Raw genomic sequence first — 18,906 nt, 5'->3', positions numbered from 1 at the left:
GCCGGCCGCGCCTGTCCCGTGGCCGACACGAGCCTCATCTGACGGTGAGTGAAGGACGATGATGCCCAGCTCCGCCCCCGATGTCCAAGAGACCCCGAGCCGGCTGACGGACGCCTGGCGGTTCTGCGTGGGCACGGGCCGCTTCGACCTGGCCCTGCGGCGCGACTACCAGGAGTCCCTGGCGCTGGTGCAGCGGGAGATCGGCTTCCGGCACATCCGGGGGCACGGACTGCTGAGCGACGGGGTGGGCGTCCACCGGCCGTACGAGCACCGGGGGACCCGGCACGTGCGGCACGTGTTCACCTACGTGGACCAGGTGATCGACGCCTACCTCGACCTCGGGATCAAGCCGTTCCTGGAGCTGGGCTTCATGCCCTCCGGGCTCGCGTCCGGCGAGCAGACCGTGTTCTGGTGGCGCGGCAACATCACACCGCCCCGGTCGTGGCAGGAGTGGGCCGCGCTGGTGCGGGCCACCGTGGCGCACCTGGTCGACCGGTACGGGATCGACCAGGTGCGCACCTGGCCGATCGAGGTGTGGAACGAACCCAACCTGGAGGCCTTCTGGCTCGGCGCGGACCAGGACGCCTACCACCGCCTGTACGAGGTGACCGCGAACACCGTCAAGGACGTGGACGCCTCACTCCAGGTGGGCGGGCCGGCCATCTCTCCCGGCTCCGACGAGTGGCTGGTGCGCTTCGCCGACTTCGTCGTCGAACGGTCCCTGCCGATCGACTTCGTGAGCCGGCACGCCTACACCTCGGGCCCGGCCCAGCACGTGCCGTTCGGCGTGCACCAGACGCTGGCCCCGCCGTCGTGGTTGCTGGAGCAGTTCGCCACACCCCGGCGGCAGCTCCGGGGCGGTCCGCTGGCGGACCTGCCCGTGCACATCACCGAGTTCAACTCCTCCTACCGGCCCGACAACCCGATCCACGACACGGCCTTCCACGCCGCGTACCTCGCGCCTGTGCTTGCGGCCGGGGGAGACCTGGCCGACTCCTTCTCCTACTGGACCTTCAGCGACGTGTTCGAGGAGGCAGGGGTGCCGGCCTCGCTGTTCCACGGCGGCTTCGGCCTGCTGACCCACCGCCAGATCAAGAAGCCGACCTATCACCTGTACGCCTTCATGGCCCGCATGGGCGAGGAGATCCTGGCGCGCGGACCGGACCACCTCGTCACGCGGGACGGCGCGGGCCGGGTCACCGTGCTGGCCTGGGCGCCGGTGGACGTCACCGGCGGCCCGCCCGTCGACGGGCACACCGTGCGGCTGTCGATCCCGGTCGCCCCCCGGGCGGCCTCGGCCTTCGTGCTGCGCTCGTCGGTGAGCGAGGAGAAGGGCAACGTCTGGAGGGCGTGGTGCGAGATGGGCCGCCCGGCGTCTCCCCGGCCCCGGCAGCTCGACGCGCTGCGGGAGGCGGCCGAGCCGGTCCGGAGCCATCGCGGCCTGCCGATCGAGGACGGACACGTCGGTCTGGACATCACCCTCGACCGCCACGAGGTCACCCTGCTGGAGATCACGCCCGTGGTGGACGAGACCCCGCCCTGGTGGGACGACGGCCGCCTGCTCGGCCTGGATCAGCGTGGCTCGGACGGGGGAGCCGCGCTGTGACCGAGACGACGATGCGGCGATTCGGCGAGGGACCGCTCTCGCGCGCCTCCGCGCTGGTCTACACCCTGCTCGTGGTCGAGCTCATGTTCCTGACCACCACCGTGCCCGGCCTGATCGGGCTCGTCCTGCTCGGTCACGACGCCGCCAACGTCCCGCTGGCCGCCGCCTGCCTGCTGCCCGCCGGCCCGGCGCTGTCCGCCGCGCTGTACGCGTTGCACCACCGCCGGCTGGACCTGACGGATCTCCACCCGGCGACGGCGTTCTGGCGCGGCTACAAAATGAACGTCCGCGGGGTGGTGAAGCTCTGGATCCCGTGGCTGGCGTGGCTGACCGTCGTCGGATCGACGCTGGCGAACTTCGGCGCCGCCGGCGTCCCGGGGTGGTGGGCGATCCTGCTGGTCCTCATCGCGCTGGCGGCGGCGCTGTGGGGCGCGAACGCCCTCGTGATCACATCGCTGTTCGCGTTCCGGGCGAGGGACGTAGCCCGGCTGGCCGCGTACTTCCTCTTCTCCTCGCCTCGGGTCGCGCTGGCCAACGCCTGCCTGCTCGTCGTCGCGGCCGGTGTCACGCTGGTCGCCTCCGAGGCCGCGCTGACGCTGTTGGCCTCGGTGTTCGCGGCGGTGCTGCTGCTGAACAGCCGGCCGCTGGTCGCCGAGGTCACGAAGAGGTTCACCGTGCAGGCCGATCCCCCGGAGGGGCCTCGTGACGACTCCTGATCCCGTCCATCCGGCATGGCTGCCGCCGGAGGCGTTCCGGGCGATCGGCGCGCGCCGCACGCTCGTGCTCGGCGACGGGCTCCTCGCCGAAACCGTCCACGACGAGGTGGCGCGGGCCTGTGCCCGGTATGGCGGACGCGTGCGCCGTCGCGCCGAAGACGGACCGCACGACCTGGTGCTCGCGCTCACGACGGTGGAGGCCCTGCCGGGGGTCGCGGGCGAGGTCCGGCCCGATTCCGCGATCGGCGCCGAGGGATACCTGGTCGCACGGCGCGACGGCGTCACGGCGGTGCTCGCCGACGATCCCGCCGGGCTGCTCTACGGCCTGTTCCACGTCGTACGGCTCGGTGAGCGGGCGTTCGCCGGCGAGCGGCAGGTCGAGCGTCATCGGCCCGCGACGCGGCGGCGCATGCTCGACCACTGGGACAACGTGGACGTCCACCCGGTGATGGGCCAGGTCGAACGCGGCTACGCGGGCGGGTCGATCTTCTGGCACGACGGCGCGCCGCGCGGCGACCTGGCCCGGGTGCGGGCCTACGCCCGGCTGCTGGCCGCGTGCGGCGTGAACGCGATCTCCGTGAACAACGTGAACGTGCACGCGACCGAGGCTCACCTGCTGACGGACCGGCTCGGCGACGTCGCCGCGATCGCGGACGTGCTGCGGCCGTACGGGATCAGGGTCCACCTGTCGGTGAGCTTCGCCTCGCCCGTCGTCCTCGGGGGGCTGCCGTCCGCCGACCCGCTGGACGAGGACGTGCGGAAGTGGTGGGCGGGTGTCACCGAGCGGGTGTACGGCACGATCCCCGACTTCGGCGGCTACGTCGTGAAGGCCGACTCCGAGGGGCAACCCGGCCCGTTCGCGTACGGGCGCGACCACGCCGACGGCGCGAACCTGCTGGCCGAGGCGCTGGAGCCGTTCGGCGGGGTCGTCCACTGGCGCGCCTTCGTGTACAACCACCGGCAGGACTGGCGCGACCGGTCCACCGACCGGGCCCGCGCCGCGTACGACCACTTCGCCCCGCTCGACGGGCGGTTCCGCGACAACGTGATCCTGCAGGTGAAGCACGGCCCGATGGACTTCCAGGTGCGTGAGCCGGTGTCGCCGGTGATCGCGGCCATGCCCGCCACCCGCCTGGCCGTGGAAATGCAGGTGACGCAGGAGTACACCGGCCAGCAACGGCACGTCTGCTACCTCGCCCCGATGTGGCGCGAGGTGCTCGGCTTCCGCCCCTGGGGACCTGACGGGGCCGCCGTGGCGGACGCCGTCGACGGCGGCGATCTGGTGGGGGTCTCCAACGTCGGCGACGACCCCTACTGGACCGGCCACCCGCTCGCCCAGGCCAACCTGTACGCCTTCGGCCGGCTCGCCTGGGCGCCCTGGACGGACCCGGAGACGATCCTCGACGAGTGGATCGACCTCACCTTCGCCCCTGCGGCGAGTGGGGATGCCGAGCGGCTACGGCGGACCCTCCATGCGATCATGGACGACTCCTGGCGCACCTACGAGCGGTACACCGCGCCGATGGGCGTCGGATTCATGGTCCGTCCCGGGCAACATTACGGGCCCGACGTGGACGGATACGAGTACACCCCATGGGGCACCTATCACTTCGCCGACCGGGACGGCGTCGGCGTGGACCGCACCCGCGCCACCGGGACCGGCTTCACCGGCCAGTATCCGCCGCCGTGGTCGGAGGTGTACGAGTCGCTCGCCGAGTGCCCCGACGAACTGCTGCTGTTCTTCCATCACGTCCCGTACGGGCACGTGCTGCGGGGCGGTCCGACCGTCGTCCAGCACATCTACGACACCCATTTCGCGGGTGCCGAGCAGGCGATCGAGGCCAGAAGGCGATGGGAGGAGGCCGCCGGGCTGTTCGACCCGTCCCTGCACGCCCGTGTCAAAGATCTTCTCGACGAGCAGGTCCGCTGCGCGGAGGAGTGGCGCGACCAGATCAACGCCTACTTCTTCCGCAAGTCCGGGATCCCCGACGCCCACGGCCGCCGAATCCCATGACGGAAGCGGCTCCGGATGAGGACGGGCACTGGGTCGCCACCTGGACGGCGATGCCGCAGGCCGCCGAGCCCGACAACATGCCGCCCGCGCCGTTTACCGGGCACGATGTCGTTCTCGCCGACGCGACGCTGCGGCAGACGGTCCGGGTCTCGGTGGGCGGGCGGCAGATGCGGTTGCGCTTCTCGAACGCCTTCGGAGGTGCGGCGCTGCCCATCACGAAGGTGACCGTCGCGCTTCCCGGCGGCGGTCAGGCCGGGGTGAGCGCGATCCAGCCGGGGAGCGTGCGGGCGGTGACCTTCCACGGGCGGTCGTCGACGACGATCCCGGCCGGGGCGCAGGCGGTCTCCGATCCGCTGAACTTCGCGGTCGCTCCCCGGTCGAACCTGACGGTGACGGTCTACCTGGCCGACGGGCAGCGCTCCACCGGCATCACCTCGCACCCGGGCTCGCGGACCACCTCCTACCTGCTGGCCGGCGACCACGCCGACGCCGCGGACCTGCCCGGGGCGACCTCCGTCGACCACTGGTACTTCCTCAGCGGCCTCGAGGTGTGGTCCAAACCCTCGGTCGCCGCGGTCGCGGTGGTGGGCGACTCGCTCACCGACGGCCGGGGCTCGACCACCAACGGCAACAACCGCTGGCCCGACCGGTTGCTCGACCGCCTGCAGGCCCAGCACGCCACCTCCGGCGTGGCGGTGGTCAACCAGGCGGCCGGCGGCAACCGGGTGCTCAACGACGGCCTGGGCCCCAGCGTCTTGGCCAGGCTGGACCGCGACGTGCTCGCCCACAGCGGCGTGACCTGGCAGATCCTGTTCGAAGGCGTCAACGACATCGGCGCCGCCGAGGCGAGCCCGACCGCCCAAAAGCAGGTGACCGACGACCTCGTCGACGCCTACGACCAGATCATCACCCGGGCGCACGCACGCGGCATCCGCGTCTACGGCGCCACGCTGACGCCGTTCGGCGGCAACACCTCCTACGACGACCCGCAGGGCTACCGGGAGGCGGCCCGGCAGGCGGTCAACCAGTGGATCCGCACCAGCCGCCGCTTCGACGCCGTGATCGACTTCGACCGCGCCGCCCGCGACCCGGCCAACCCCCGCCAACTGCTCGCGGCCTACGACGTGGGCGACCACCTGCACCTGAACCCGACCGGCTACCAGGCCCTCGCCGACGCCGTACCCGCCCACCTGTTCCGTCAGGAACCGCTGCCCCCCGGCTTCGGCTTCAACTGACGCGACGGCGGCTAGAGTGGCGTCCGGCCGCGGTTCCGTGAGCACCGATGCCTCCGAGCACTGATGTCATTGAGCACCGATGGATGAGCGAGCGCGATGAGAATCGTCGAGGACGACCTGTCCGGCCCGCAGATCGCCGAGTTCCTGTGGGAGCACGTGCGGGAGATGCGGTCCATCACGCCGCTGGAGAGCAAGCACGCCCTCGATCTCGACGGCCTGCGCACGCCCGAGGTCACGTTCTGGTCGGTGATGGACGGCGACGCCATCGTGGGCTGCGGTGCGATCAAGAGGCTCGACTCCGCGCACGCCGAGCTGAAGTCGATGCGCACCGCGGGGGCACGCAAACGCAGCGGGATCGCGTCCCTGCTGCTGGGGCACATCATCACCGAGGCCGGGCGGATGGGCTTCACCCGGCTGAGCCTGGAGACCGGCTCGGCCGACTTCTTCCTGGCCGCCAGGAGGCTGTACGAGAAGTTCGGCTTCGACTACTGCGAACCCTTCGCCGACTACCGGCCCGATCCCCACAGTGTGTTCATGACCAGGCTGCTCTGACGACTTCGTCAGTACGCGTCGGGACGTAGGGCCCGGGCGCACACGGTGAGGCCCTCCCTGAGGGTCTCATGCGTCGCGTCGTCGACCTTCTCGAGCATGACCGCTTCGATGTCGTCGAGCGAATCGTCGCACCGCCGCAGCACGGCCACCCCCTCGGGAGTGAGGCGGGCGCACAGCGTGCGGCCGCCGTCCGGGTGCGGGTCGCGGCGGATCAGGCCGCGCCGTTCCAGGTCGCGGATGACGAGGTTCATCGCCTGCGGCGTGACGAAGGCGATGCGCGCCAGTTCCGCCGACGACACCCCGTCGCGCGTGCGCAGTTCGCTGAGCGCCATGTATTCGGTCGTGGTGACGCCGTGCCGGGCGAGCGCGTCGTCCAGGCGGGCGCGGATGCGGCGCTCCAGGCGGAACACCAGGTAGCTCAGGCGTGCCGCGGGCGCGGGCGGCTGGGCGGCGGGAGGGGGACGGCGGGCGGTCACCGGACGACCATACCGCGCGATCTCCAGAATGTAAGTTTCGCGGATAGCTATCAAGTGACTTGATAGCAAGTACCTTGATAAGCAGTGGAAACGCGTATTCGATCGCCGGAGTCCTCGGGGTCATGTCTTGACCGCCGGGCGCCTCCGCTCCTATACCGGCTGACGTCACTACTTGCGACTGAGCGGCGGTTCGGCAACGTGCGTGGAAAAGGCACGAGAAAAAGGGAACCGCCGCTGATCGACAAAGGAGGAGCGGATGAAGCGATTACTCACGGCACTCGCCGGCGCCGTCACCGCGGTGCTGTGCGCCGCCGCGGTCCTGGTGTCGGCGCTGGTGTCCGCGCACCCCGCCGCCGCGGCGACGCTGACCGAGGTGACCAACTTCGGCGCCAACCCCGGCAACCTGCGTATGTACGTGTACGTCCCGAACAGCGCCCAGCAGAACCCGGCGATCGTGCTGGCCATGCACACGTGCGGCGGCTCGGGGCCGGGCTTCTACTCGTCCACCGAGTTCGCGTCGCTGGCCGACCGGTACGGCTTCATCGTGATCTATCCGTCGGCGTCGAAGAAGATGAACTGCTTCGACAACTGGTCGGACGCGTCCAAGGTGCGCGGCGGTCAGACCGACCCGGTGTCGCTCATGTCGATGGTGACCTACGTCGAGCAGCAGTATCACGGCGACCCGAACCGGGTGTTCGCGACCGGCGCCTCCTCGGGCGCCATGATGACCAACGCCATGCTCGCCCTGTATCCCGAGGTGTTCAAGGCGGGCGCGGCGTTCATGGGCGTGCCGTTCACGTGCTTCCCCAACGAGGCGGCCTACAGCCCGGGGGGCAACTCCTCCCCGTGCGTGGGCAAGACCGCGCAGCAGTGGGGCGACGCGGTCCGCAACGCGAACCCCGGCTACCGGGGGCCGTGGCCGCGGATGCAGCTGTGGCACGGCACCAGCGACACGGTGGTCTCCTATGCCGAGTTGGAGGAGGAGATCAAGCAGTGGACGAACGTGCACGGCCTAAGCCAGACGCCGACCGCCACGGACACGCCGCAGTCCGGGTGGAGCCGCCGCCGCTACGCCGACTCCTCGGGCACGGTGCGGGTCGAGGCCTACACCATCCAGGGCGCGGGCCACAGTCTCCCCATGAGCGGCATGGCTGCCGTCGCCGTCCAGTTCTTCGGCCTCACCGGTAGCAGTCCGAGTCCGAGCCCGAGCCCGAGCGCCACTGTCAGCCCGTCCGTCAGTCCGTCCGCGAGCCCGTCGCCGTCGGCAAGTCCCTCGCCGTCCGCGAGCCCGTCGAATCCGCAGCAGGGCGGTTCCTGCCGGATCACCTACAGGGCCAATTCCTGGAACAACGGCTTCACGGCGGACGTCACGATCACCAACACTGGCACCGCTCCCGTCAACGGCTGGACCGTCACCTGGACGTGGCCGGGCAACCAGCAGATCACCAACGCGTGGAACGCCGGCGTGACCCAGTCCGGCGCCCAGGTCACCGCGCGCAACGTCTCCTACAACCCCGCCATCCCCGCCGGAGGCAGCACGAGCTTCGGCTTCCAGGCCTCCTACAGCGGCAGCAACACCGCACCGGCCGGTTTCGCCCTCAACGGCGCGGCCTGCACCGTCGCCTGACCGGCCCCGGCCCGCACCCTGCCCCCTGCCGTCCCCTGCCGCACCGCGAGCCGTCAGGGGGCGGCGCGGCCGGGCGTCAGAGGGCCAGCGTGTCCAGGACGGTGGCGGCCAGCTCGGCGGCGGGCGGCTCGTACCGCTGGGCGAGCGTCTGGAAGGTCTGCTCGGCCTGGATCGCCGGCGAGTCCCGGGGCAGGTGCTCGGCCGGCAGGTGCGGATCCTGGCGAACGAGCTGCAGCCAGTCGGTGTGCAACAGCAACTGCCTCGCGAGGTCGTCGGGCGCGCCGGGGAGCGGCCGGGAGACGTCCCACTGGGCGAGGAACGCCCGGTAGCGCGCGGCGATCTGCTCGATGTCGAACGCCTTCCCGACGAGGTCGGCCGCCTCGGTCGGCTTGAACGCCCTGGCGGTCAACACGGTGACGTGGTCGCCCAGATCGAGAGAGGCGAGGATGTCGCTGACGTCCTTGACGCCCGGCGCGATCCACAGCCCGCTCTGCAGCAGGCCGAACCCGTGCCAGATGAGCCGGGACCGCAGGTCGTGCCGGGTGCTGCGGCGGCTGTCCGGAATGGAGAAGCCGACGAGCGTCCAGGTGCCGTCCCAGTCGCGGTTCACCGCGCCGGTCTCCCACACCCGCCTGCGCCCGTCTTCCAGGACCTCGACGGCACGCGGGGTGAGCCCGAAATACACCTTCCGCCCCTGCCGGTGCCGCGCCAGCAGGTTCCGCTTCACCATCCGCGCGAGTGTCGACCGTACGGCCTCCTCGGAGACGCCGAGGCGAGCGAAGACGTCGATGACGCTCCCGGAGTAGACGGCGATGTCGCGGTGCAGCACGTAGATGCCGAGGAAGCTGAACATCAGGGACTGCGGGCGCAAGGATGGCGCCGTCTGGTCGTCTTCGCCGCCGAGGGTCACAGGAGAAGGGTAGACCGAACCCAACGTCATGCAAATCTTTGACGACCGTCACATAGTTGCCATACATTCGACGAAGTCACGCTGCCGAGCGAAGGGCGACACTATGGATCTTTCCGGCAAGGTGGCCGTCGTCACCGGCGCGGGCCGCGGCCTCGGGCGCGCGTACGCCGAGGCGCTGGCGGCGGCGGGGGCGGCGGTCGTCGTGAACGACGTGGACGGCGACGCGGCCACGGGGGTCGCCGGCGGGATCGCCGCGAAGGGAGGCAGGGCCGCGGCCGTCGTGGCCCCGGTTGGGTCCGCCGAGGTCGCCGAGCGGCTGGTCGACACGGCCGTCAAGGAGTTCGGCCGGCTCGACGTGATGGTCACGAACGCGGGAATCCTGCGCGACCGGGTGCTGTGGAAGATGACGGACGACGACTTCGACGCGGTGATCGGCGTGCACCTGCGCGGCACGTTCACCTGCGCCCGGGCGGCGGCGGTGCGCATGCGCGACCAGGGGAGCGGAGGACGGCTGATCCTCGTCTCCTCACCCGCGGGCCAGCGCGGGAACTTCGGCCAGACGAACTACGCCGCCGCCAAGGCGGGCGTGGTCGCCATGGCCAGGACCTGGGCGATGGAGCTGGCCAGGGCGAACATCACGGTGAACGCGGTCGTCCCGGTGGCGGCCACGGAGATGACCAAGACCATTCCCGCGTTCGCCCCGGTTATCGAGGAGGCCGAGCGGATCGGAAAGCCGTTCCCCGACTGGCTGCGCAAGGACGAAGGGCTGGGCACGGTCGAGGACGTCGCCCCGCTCGTCGTCTTCCTCGCGTCGGACGCCTCGGCCGGGGTGACGGGCCAGGCCATTGGCATCGGCGGAGACCGGCTCGCGCTGTGGTCGCACCCGGCGGAGAAGGCCGTGGCGTACGCCGAGGGCGGCTGGACGGCCGACGCCATCGCGGCCTCCTGGCGTACGGGCGTCGGCGCCGGCCCCGAGACGTACGGCATCCCCGCACCCAGGAATCCCGTGCCGGAGGCGCCGAAGACAACGGAGACCCGGTGAACGTCGAGGACCTGGTCGCGATCGACGTGCACACGCACGCCGAGGTCTCCGCCGGCGGGCACGCCTCGCTGAGCGCCGAGCTGTTCGGCGCCTCGGAGAAGTACTTCAAGGAGCACCCGAGGCCGACCATCCCCGAGATGGCCGCCTACTACCGCGAGCGGAGGATGGCGGCGGTGGTGTTCACCGTCGACGCGGAGCACGCCACGGGGCACCCTCGCATCTCCAACGAGGAGGTGGCCGAAAGCTGCGCGGAGCACCCGGACGTGCTGATCCCGTTCGGCAGCGTGGATCCCTGGAAGGGCCGGGCGGGGGTCCGCGAGGTGCGCAGGCTCGTCGAGGAGTACGGCGTGCGCGGCTTCAAGTTCCATCCCAGCATCCAGGGCTTCGCCCCCGACGACCGGATGGCCTACCCCCTCTACGAGGCGATCCAGGAGCTCGGGGCGGTCGCCCTGTTCCACACCGGCCAGACGGGCATCGGCGCGGGGGTCCCCGGCGGGGGCGGGATCCGGCTGAAGTACTCCAACCCGATGCTGGTGGACGACGTCGCCGTGGACTTCCCCGACCTGCGGATCATCCTGGCCCACCCGTCGTTCCCCTGGCAGGACGAGGCGCTGGCCGTCGCCACGCACAAGCCGTACGTCTACATCGACCTGTCGGGGTGGTCGCCCAAGTACTTCCCGCCGCAGCTCGTCCGGTACGCCAACACGCTGCTCAAGGACAAGGTGCTGTTCGGTTCCGACTACCCGGTGATCAGCCCCGACCGGTGGCTCGCCGACTTCGACAGGCTCGACGTCAAGCCCGAGGTCCGGCCCAGGATCCTCAAGGACAACGCCGTACGCCTGCTCGGGCTCGGCACGAAGGAGAGGACGACAGACGCATGACCACCACGGCCCACGGGCTCGACGAGATCAAGGCGCTGGCCGGCAAGGATCTCGGCCACAGCGGCTGGCTGCAGATCACCCAGGACCGGGTGAACACCTTCGCCGACGCCACCGACGACCATCAGTGGATCCACGTCGACCCCGTGCGGGCCGGGGACGGGCCGTTCGGCGGCCCGATCGCCCACGGCTACCTGACGTTGTCCATGGTCATCCCGCTCTTCAACGAACTGCTGGACGTCCGGGGCGTGAAGATGAGCATCAACTACGGCCTGGAGAAGGTCCGCTTCCCCAGCCCCGTGAAGGTCGGCGGCAAGATCCGCCTCGCCGCCGTCGTCGTCTCCGTCGAGGACGTCCCCCGCGACGGCGTCCAGATGCTGCTCGACTTCACCGTCGAGACCGACGGCTCCGCCAAGCCCGCCTGCGTGGCGCGGGTGATCTACCGGCACTACGCCTGACGCCTGACGCCTTCGACCCGGCGGCCATCCCGGCCGCCGGGTCGTCGGCATTTGTTCTCATCCACAAACCTGCCCCCGACTCTCCGTTGTTGCACCAATTGCCGGTTTAGTCCGATTGCATGCAGACTTGCCCATCCATAAGCCCCTGACCTGGGGCTTCGCGCCGGAGAGAAAGGATCAGGTATGACCGTGCCCCGGGGGCCCGTCGACTCCTCCCAGGTGCCGCGCTTCGCCGGACCGGCCACCTTCGCGCGGCTGCCGCGGCTGGACGAGGTCGGGCACGCCGAAGTGGCGGTGGTGGGCGTACCGTTCGACAGCGGCGTCTCCTACCGCCCCGGCGCCCGGTTCGGCCCCTCGGCCGTCCGCGAGGCCAGCCGCCTGCTCCGGCCGTACCACCCGGGCCTGGACGTCTCGCCGTTCGCGGCGATGCAGGTGGCGGACGCGGGCGACATCGCGTGCAACCCGTTCGACATCCGCGAGGCGGTCGAGACCCTCGAGGAGGCCGCCTCCGGGCTGATGGAGGGCGGCACCCGGCTGGTCACGATCGGCGGGGATCACACGATCGCGCTGCCGCTGCTGCGGGCGGCCGCCCGGCGGCACGGCCCGGTCGCGCTGCTGCACTTCGACGCCCACCTCGACACCTGGGACACCTACTTCGGGGCCGAATACACGCACGGCACGCCGTTTCGCCGGGCGGTCGAGGAGGGCATCCTCGACACCGAGGCGGTGTGCCACGTCGGCACCCGCGGTCCGCTGTACGGCAAGAAGGACCTCGACGACGACCGCCGGCTGGGTTTCGGCATCGTGACCAGCGCCGACGTGATGCGCCGGGGTGTGGACGAGGTCGTCGACGCGCTACGGCAGCGCATTGGGGGCCGCCCGCTCTACCTCTCGATCGACATCGACGTGCTCGACCCGGCGCACGCGCCCGGCACCGGCACCCCCGAGGCCGGGGGGCTGACCAGCAGGGAACTGCTGGAGATCCTGCGCGGCCTCGCGGGCGCCGACCTGGTCGGCGCCGACGTCGTGGAGGTCGCGCCCGCCTACGACCACGCCGAGATCACCTCCGTCGCGGCCTCCCATGTGGCCTACGACCTGATCAGCCTGCTCGCACTCAAGGAGGAGAAGTGAGCGACACGAACGCGACGAAGGGGCTCCCCGCCGCCTTCGCATGGTCCCCGAAGGGCTGGCCCTCGGAGCGTGCCTTCAGCACGCCGGACGCGGCCGAGGTGTGGTGCTACACCGACCGGTTCTCGTACTTCCCGGGGGAGACCGTCCGCTTCCATCTCAGCGCGAGTGTCCCCTCCTTCGACCTGGAGGTGGTCCGCGACGGGCTGGAGCCGCGCGTCGTCTGGTCGCGCGAGGGGCTGTCGGCGGGCCGGTTCGAGGCACCGGCCGACGCCCACGCCGTCGGCTGCGGCTGGCCGGTCGGGCTGGAGCTGGAGATTCCGGACGACTGGCGGAGCGGCTTCTACATCGTCACCGTGCGCGCGGTCACGCCGTCGGGCGAACTGTGGGAGCGCGAGCACTTCTTCGTCGTCAAGGCGCCGGCCGGGCGACGTGCCCCCGCCGCGCTCGTGCTGACCACCGGCACGATGCTGGCCTACAACGACTGGGGCGGCGCCAACCACTACCGCGGCCTGGGCGACGACCCGCGTTCCGACAACGGATCGCCGCTGGCCTCGACGCAGCGCCCGATCGCCCGGGGCATGATCCGCAAACCGCTGAGCGCGCCGCGGGAGGCCAACCCCGGCACGCTGCCGATCAACGGCGCCCCCCGCTACCCCTCGTACGAGTGGGCGCGCCTGTTCGGGTACAGCCGCCACCACGCCGACGCGTTCTGGGCGACCTACGAGCGGCACTTCGTGGTGTGGGCCGAGCGCAACGGATACGAGATCGACTATCTGACCCAGCACGACCTGCACTTCGACCCCCACGCGCTGGACGGCTACTCCTGCGCCCTCGTCGTCGGGCACGACGAGTACTGGTCGTGGCGGATGCGCGACACGGTCGACGCGTTCGTCGACGCCGGCGGCAACCTGGCCAGGTTGGGCGGCAACTACCAGTGGCAGGTGCGGCTCAGCGAGGACGGAACCACGCAGTACTGCTACCGGCTGCCGTCGCTGGACCCCGAGGCGGCCACGACGCCGCACCTGGCCACCACGGTGTGGGAGGCGAAGTCGGTCGGCCGTCCTGGCGCCACCACCATCGGGCTCAACGGCCTCGGCGGGATCTACAACCGCTACGGCGTCGCCACTCCCCGCTCGTCGGGAGGCTTCACGGTCTATCGGCCGCACCACTGGGCGTTCGAGGGGACCGACCTCTACTACGGCGACCTGCTCGGCGGGCCCCCGTATTTCCTGGCGGCCTTCGAGCTCGACTCGGTCGAGTACACCTTCCGGCGCGGCCTGCCGTACCCGACGTTCGAGGACGGCGCCCCGGAGACGCTGGAGATCCTGGCTCTCGCGCCGGCCGTACGCGGTGAGGAGGACCGCTTCGGCGGCCGAGTGCCGATCGGCGGGCCGGAGGAAGAGGTCTACAACTACAACAAGGACCTCGGCGACGACCTGCCCGACTACGTGCACGAGGGCGAGATGCGGGGCGCCGGGATGATCGCGGCGTTCACCCGCGGCGACGGCGAGGTCTTCAACGGCGGCACCACCGAGTGGTCCCACGTGCTCAGCCTCGGCGACCCCTTCGTCGAGCGCATCACCCACAACGTTCTGCGCCGCTTCGGCATGACCAGCCGCTTCGAGAACCACCACGGGGGAGCCGCATCGTGAACGACCGGCAGATTCAGACGGGCGTCGACGCCGTCCGCGTCGTCTCCGCCGAGAACGGCGAGCGCTTCGTGCCCCCGCTGAGCGACTATCATCTGCTGTCCGCCGAGTGGACGGAGGAGGAGTTCCGCGTCTTCGGCGGCGGCGCGAGCTCGTTCACCGGTGGCTTCTGGAGAGGCGAGCCCGGCGCCGTACGGTTCGACTCCTGGCCCTACGACGAGATCTGCTTCATCCTCAAGGGCCGTGTCGCCGTGCAGGACGACTCCGGGCGGCGCAAGGAGTTCGGCCCGGGAGAGTCGTTTCACATCCCGCAGGGCTTCCGCGGTGACTGGATCACCCTGGAGCCGAGCGAGAAGGTCTTCGTCGCGGTGAGCCGCTGAGCTCCCCTTTCCCGCCTTCGGGCCCCTCCTGCCTTCAGCCCCGAGCCGACCCGCAGTAAGGAGCACACACACCATGCCAGGTCATCCCCCCGGGGGCTCCGCGAACGCGCCCGACTCACTGGCCAGCAACGCCATGGGGACCAAGGACCTCGTCTTCACGGTCCTGGCCGCGCTCGCCCCGCTGACGCTCATCGTCGCGGTCGCCCCCCTGCACTTCCTCAAGGGCGGCGCCGCCGTCCCCGGCGGCTACCTGGTCGCCGGGGTGGTCATGGCGCTGTTCGCCGTCGGTTTCATGACCATGAGCCGCTACGTCCGCAACGCCGGCGCCTTCTACGCCACCATCTCGCGCGGCCTGGGCAAGCCGGCGGGCTCGGGTGCGGCGATGCTGGCCGTGGTCGCCTACAACGCCCTGCAGATCAGCACGTACGGCGCCCTCGGCGTGTACGCCAACGAGACGTTCAAGAACTACTTCCACCGCGACGTGCCGTGGTGGGTGTTCGCGCTCGTCGGCCTGATCTTCGTGGGGTGGCTCGGATATCGGGGCATCCACACCAGCGCCCGGATCCTCGGGACCCTGCTGGTGCTGGAGACGGCCGTGCTCGTCGTGCTGGCGGCCTACGTCCTGCTGAAGGGCGGCGCCGGTGACTGGTCCGCCGAGTCGTTCGCGCCCAGCAGGGTCTTCGACCCGGGCAACGGTGCGATGTTCGCCCTGGTCGCCGGGGCGTTCATGGGCTTCGAAGCCACCGCGATCTTCAGCGAGGAGGCGCGGGGCGGCATCCGGACGGTCCGCCGGGCGACCTACACCGCGGTCGGGTTCATCGCGGTCTTCTACGCCTTCATCACCTGGGTCATCGTCATGGCCTACGGCGTCGACAAGATCGGGCCCGCGGCCGAGGCCGACCCGGTCAACCTCGTCGTCGCCGTCTTCGACAGGTACGTGCCCGCCCCGATCACCGAGGTGATGCACATCCTGCTGCTGACCAGCGCGTTCGCCGCGCTGCTCGCGCTGCACAACGCGGCCAACCGCTACTTCTACGCGATGGGCCGCGAGGGTCTGCTGCCCCGCGCGCTCGGCCGCACCCACCCGCGGACCAAGGCCCCCTTGACGGCGGGCCTCGTGCAGACCGTGCTGGCGGCCGTGGCCGTCGTGACGTTCGCGATCTGCGGGATCGACCCCTACCTGGGGCTGCTGCTGTGGGGCAGCGCGCTCGGGTTCCTCGGGATCATCTGCCTGTGGGCGTTCTGCTCCCTGGCGATCATCCGCTTCCTGCGCCGGCAGGCGCCCGAGGCCGGGATCTTCCGGACCACGATCGCCCCTGGGCTCAGCTTCGCCGCCCTGGCCGTGGTGCTCTTCCTCGTCCTGAGCAACCTGCCGCTGCTGACCGGTGCCGGCACCGCCACCAACATCCTGATCGTCGGTCTCGGCGTGGCAGCCGTCGTCGCCGGCGTGACCAGGGCGCTGTACCTGCGGGCCCGCGCACCCCGGCTCTACGCCGGACTGGCCCAGACGTCCGTCGACGAGCCGCCCGCCGGGCGGAGAGAGCCGGCCATCGGAAATGCCTGATCACGACCACTCATCGCCCGGCGGCTGCCGGGGCTACCTGCCGCTCGACCTGGCCGGTGTGCTCAACGCATCCCGTTCGGTCCTCGACGACGGCGACTCCTATCCGCTCGGGCCGCGTACGCTCTACGGCCTGCCGTTCCTGTTCGGCGACGAACGGAACACGGGCGCGGCGCTGCTGCGCGTGGGCGGGCCTGACCCGGCGACCGTGACCGTACCGGTGGACCGCGCGTTCACGTGGATGGTGGTCGCCCACGCCCTGGAGTCCCCGGAGCTGTTCGACGGGCAGATGGTCGGTCAGCTCTGCGGGCACTACACCCTCGTCTACGACGACGGGACCACCGAGCGGCTCCCGGTGCGCCAGCGCCTGGAGATCGGGCCCACCCCCCGGCTGTGGAGCGACCGCGCCATCCCGCTCGACTGGGGGCAGACCCCGTTCCTGGCCGTCCCCGACGCCCAGCACCGGCTGATGCCGCGCTCTCATGGGCGGTTCGACGCCGCCGGGGCGCGGTTCGTGGACATCGACGACCCGCAGGCCCGGTCGCCGTACGTCCTGCCCTACCGGTTCTACCTGTGGCCCTGCCGCAACCCCCGGCCGGAGAAGACGGTTCGCGCCCTGGAGATCCATTCGGCGGGCCCGGCCCTCCTCGTCGGCGCGCTGACCACCAGCGAGCTCGACGAGGACCCCTTCGGGCGTACCGTCTGGCGCGACGTCCTGCTCGATCTCGACCCGTCGGCGGGGCCGATCTCGGAGGACCTGGCGGTGACGGTCGACCGGGGATCGGCGACCTACGTCTACCGCACGGTCGGCTCCGGCGAAGCGGCCGCCGGGGACACGCCGGCCTGGGGGACGCCGATGGGGGAGCACCACCAGGGCTACGTACGCGTCACCGCCACCCCGTCGGCGCGGCTGACGCTCACCCGCGGAGAGACGGTGATCAGCGCCTGCGGATGGGAGGAGCTGCTCACCGCCGGGCGGCACAGCGACGGAGGGGTCACCTGGCACGTCCCCGACGCCGGGCGGGCCTGGGTGCGCACCACGGTCAGGGACGCGGCCACCGGTGAGCCGGTCCCGTGCCGGATCCACTTCCGTTCCGCCGACGGCGTGCCCTACCCGCCGCACGGCCATCACGGGCACATCAACTCCGACGGCAACACCTGGAACCTCGACATCGGCGGCGACGTCCGCCTCGGCACCACGACCTACTCCTACGTCGACGGCACCTGCGAGGGCTGGCTGCCGCTGGGCGAGGTCACGGTCGAGGCCGCTCGCGGGTTCGAGTACGAGCCGCTGCACACCACCGTCACCATCCGGCCGGGCCAGACCGAGCTCGAGCTGACCCTGGCCAGGGTGACGGACATGGCCGCCGAGGGCTGGTACAGCGGCGACACCCACGTGCACTTCGTCTCGACCCTCGGCGCCGAGCTGGAGGCCCGTGGCGAGGACGTCCGGGTCACCAACCTGCTGCTCAGCCAGTGGGGGCACCTGTTCACCAACACCGAGGAGTTCACCGGGCGCCCGCACACCTCCCACGACGGGCACACGCACGTGTTCGCGGGGCAGGAGAACCGCAGCGGCATGCTCGGCCACATCAACCTGCTCGGCCTGCGCCGTCCGATCATGCCGTGGTGCACCGGCGGCGCCGAGGAGTCGGAGCTCGGCGGCGGCCTGGAGACCACGCTGTCCCACTGGGCCGACGAATGCCACGAACAGGGTGGCACCGTCGTGCTGGCGCACTTCCCCGTGCCCAACGGCGAGGCCGCGGCCCTGCTCGCCACCGGCAGGCTCGTCGCCGTCGAGATGATCGCCTACGACCAGTACAACATCCAGGAGTACTACCGCTACCTCAACGCCGGTTACCGGATCACCCTGGTGGGCGGCACCGACAAGATGAGCAGCGAGGTGCCGATCGGCCTCATCCGCACCTACGCGCACGTGCCGGCGGACGAGGAGTTCGACTACTGGTCCTGGTGCCGGGCCGTCCGGGCGGGCGCGACCTTCGTCACCAGCGGCCCGCTCCTGTGGCTCGACGTGGACGGCCGTCGGCCGGGCCAGGACGCCCGCGTGCCCGCGAGCGGAACCGTACGCGTCGAGGCCCGCGTTCAGTCGATCTTCGACGTCGACCGGCTCGAGATCGTGGTCAACGGCCACGTCGTCGCCGAGCGCCGGATCGACACCCCCGGCCGCGTGCTCGAACTGACCGCGGACGTGCCCGTGACCGAGGACAGCTGGATCGCCGCGCGCTGCTACGGGCCGGGCGCCGACGTCGCCCGGCACCACGACGTGTGGGCCAGGCCGATCATGGCGCACACGTCTCCGGTCTACCTGCGCACGGGCGAGGAGTACGCCCGCTTCGACGCGGCCACGGTCGACCACATGCTGAACCTCATCGACGGCTCCCTCGCGTACATCGACGAGCGCAGCCGGCGTCTGTGGCCCGGCCAGGTCTGCCACCGGCACGGGCAGGAGGACCACCTGGCCTTCCTGCGGGCGCCGTTCCTGCAGGCGCGCGAACTGCTGCGCGAGCGCAAGCCGGCCGTCTGAGGCCGCGCCGCCGGCGCGATCCGGTACGGCTGCCGCCCCATCCCCTCGACGGGCGGGCGGCAGCCGTCCTGGTCCACTCACGGTCACCTTGATGCCGAAGTCCGCGACCTCGTGGGCGAGGGTCTC

16 protein-coding genes are annotated in these 18,906 nt (G+C 71.1%); 14 read left to right on the top strand and 2 right to left on the bottom strand.

Translation table 11 applies throughout. The annotated features are described in order from the left end of the window. The first annotated feature begins 58 nt into the window (after positions 1–58). The 5 genes from ACQEVJ_RS24850 (at position 59) to ACQEVJ_RS24830 (ending at position 6,123) form a co-directional block, all read left to right on the top strand. Positions 59–1,606, top strand: a complete 1,548-nt coding sequence (locus tag ACQEVJ_RS24850; protein ID WP_433104891.1) for a GH39 family glycosyl hydrolase — start codon at positions 59–61, stop codon at positions 1,604–1,606. Beyond that, positions 1,603–2,322, top strand: coding sequence for a hypothetical protein (locus ACQEVJ_RS24845; RefSeq protein ID WP_433104889.1), 720 nt, complete (start codon positions 1,603–1,605; stop codon positions 2,320–2,322). Before ACQEVJ_RS24850 ends, ACQEVJ_RS24845 begins: the two co-directional genes overlap by 4 nt. Beyond that, positions 2,309–4,336, top strand: a complete 2,028-nt coding sequence (locus ACQEVJ_RS24840; RefSeq protein WP_433104887.1) for an alpha-glucuronidase family glycosyl hydrolase — start codon at positions 2,309–2,311, stop codon at positions 4,334–4,336. The genes ACQEVJ_RS24845 and ACQEVJ_RS24840 overlap by 14 nt, the downstream gene beginning before the upstream one ends. Beyond that, entirely contained in the window at positions 4,333–5,571 is a 1,239-nt protein-coding gene (locus ACQEVJ_RS24835; RefSeq protein WP_433104885.1) for an SGNH/GDSL hydrolase family protein, read from the top strand. Before ACQEVJ_RS24840 ends, ACQEVJ_RS24835 begins: the two co-directional genes overlap by 4 nt. A gap of 96 nt (positions 5,572–5,667) precedes the next feature. Then, entirely contained in the window at positions 5,668–6,123 is a 456-nt protein-coding gene (locus tag ACQEVJ_RS24830) for a GNAT family N-acetyltransferase (RefSeq protein WP_433104883.1), read from the top strand. 8 nt (positions 6,124–6,131) lie between these two features. Here the strand turns inward: ACQEVJ_RS24830 and ACQEVJ_RS24825 are convergent, their stop codons facing one another. Beyond that, positions 6,132–6,599, bottom strand: coding sequence for a MarR family winged helix-turn-helix transcriptional regulator (locus tag ACQEVJ_RS24825; protein ID WP_433104881.1), 468 nt, complete (start codon positions 6,597–6,599; stop codon positions 6,132–6,134). Positions 6,600–6,855: 256 nt separating this feature from the next. On the opposite strand from ACQEVJ_RS24825, the gene ACQEVJ_RS24820 reads away from it, so the two are divergent. Further along, positions 6,856–8,226, top strand: coding sequence for an extracellular catalytic domain type 1 short-chain-length polyhydroxyalkanoate depolymerase (locus ACQEVJ_RS24820; protein WP_433104879.1), 1,371 nt, complete (start codon positions 6,856–6,858; stop codon positions 8,224–8,226). A gap of 76 nt (positions 8,227–8,302) precedes the next feature. Here ACQEVJ_RS24820 and ACQEVJ_RS24815 read toward each other — a convergent pair whose 3' ends face one another. Beyond that, the gene (locus ACQEVJ_RS24815; RefSeq protein ID WP_433104877.1) at positions 8,303–9,136 is read right to left on the bottom strand and encodes a PaaX family transcriptional regulator; all 834 of its coding nucleotides are present in this window, start codon (positions 9,134–9,136) and stop codon (positions 8,303–8,305) included. 103 nt (positions 9,137–9,239) lie between these two features. Here ACQEVJ_RS24815 and ACQEVJ_RS24810 point away from each other — a divergent pair, with 103 nt between their 5' ends. From ACQEVJ_RS24810 to ACQEVJ_RS24775, 8 genes are all read left to right on the top strand, one after another. Further along, complete coding sequence (locus ACQEVJ_RS24810; RefSeq protein WP_433104875.1) at positions 9,240–10,178, top strand: SDR family oxidoreductase; 939 nt, start codon at positions 9,240–9,242, stop codon at positions 10,176–10,178. Next, a complete protein-coding gene (locus tag ACQEVJ_RS24805; protein ID WP_433104873.1) occupies positions 10,175–11,059 on the top strand; it encodes an amidohydrolase family protein in 885 nt (294 codons plus the stop codon). The genes ACQEVJ_RS24810 and ACQEVJ_RS24805 overlap by 4 nt, the downstream gene beginning before the upstream one ends. Then, complete coding sequence (locus ACQEVJ_RS24800; protein ID WP_433104871.1) at positions 11,056–11,514, top strand: MaoC family dehydratase; 459 nt, start codon at positions 11,056–11,058, stop codon at positions 11,512–11,514. Before ACQEVJ_RS24805 ends, ACQEVJ_RS24800 begins: the two co-directional genes overlap by 4 nt. A gap of 183 nt (positions 11,515–11,697) precedes the next feature. Further along, positions 11,698–12,645, top strand: coding sequence for an agmatinase (gene speB / locus ACQEVJ_RS24795; RefSeq protein WP_433104869.1), 948 nt, complete (start codon positions 11,698–11,700; stop codon positions 12,643–12,645). Further along, entirely contained in the window at positions 12,642–14,297 is a 1,656-nt protein-coding gene (locus ACQEVJ_RS24790) for a N,N-dimethylformamidase beta subunit family domain-containing protein (protein WP_433104867.1), read from the top strand. Before speB ends, ACQEVJ_RS24790 begins: the two co-directional genes overlap by 4 nt. Next, a complete protein-coding gene (locus tag ACQEVJ_RS24785) occupies positions 14,294–14,674 on the top strand; it encodes a cupin domain-containing protein (protein WP_433104865.1) in 381 nt (126 codons plus the stop codon). Before ACQEVJ_RS24790 ends, ACQEVJ_RS24785 begins: the two co-directional genes overlap by 4 nt. A gap of 73 nt (positions 14,675–14,747) precedes the next feature. Continuing rightward, positions 14,748–16,238: an APC family permease gene (locus ACQEVJ_RS24780; RefSeq protein WP_433104863.1), complete on the top strand. Its 1,491-nt coding sequence runs from the start codon at positions 14,748–14,750 to the stop codon at positions 16,236–16,238. After that, the gene (locus ACQEVJ_RS24775; protein ID WP_433104861.1) at positions 16,231–18,780 is read left to right on the top strand and encodes a CehA/McbA family metallohydrolase; all 2,550 of its coding nucleotides are present in this window, start codon (positions 16,231–16,233) and stop codon (positions 18,778–18,780) included. The genes ACQEVJ_RS24780 and ACQEVJ_RS24775 overlap by 8 nt, the downstream gene beginning before the upstream one ends. Positions 18,781–18,906: the final 126 nt, after the last annotated feature.

The sequence above is a fragment of the Microbispora sp. CA-102843 genome (assembly GCF_050936215.1).
GTDB lineage: Bacteria > Actinomycetota > Actinomycetes > Streptosporangiales > Streptosporangiaceae > Microbispora.
This window is presented reverse-complemented; position numbering and strand designations above follow the sequence as displayed.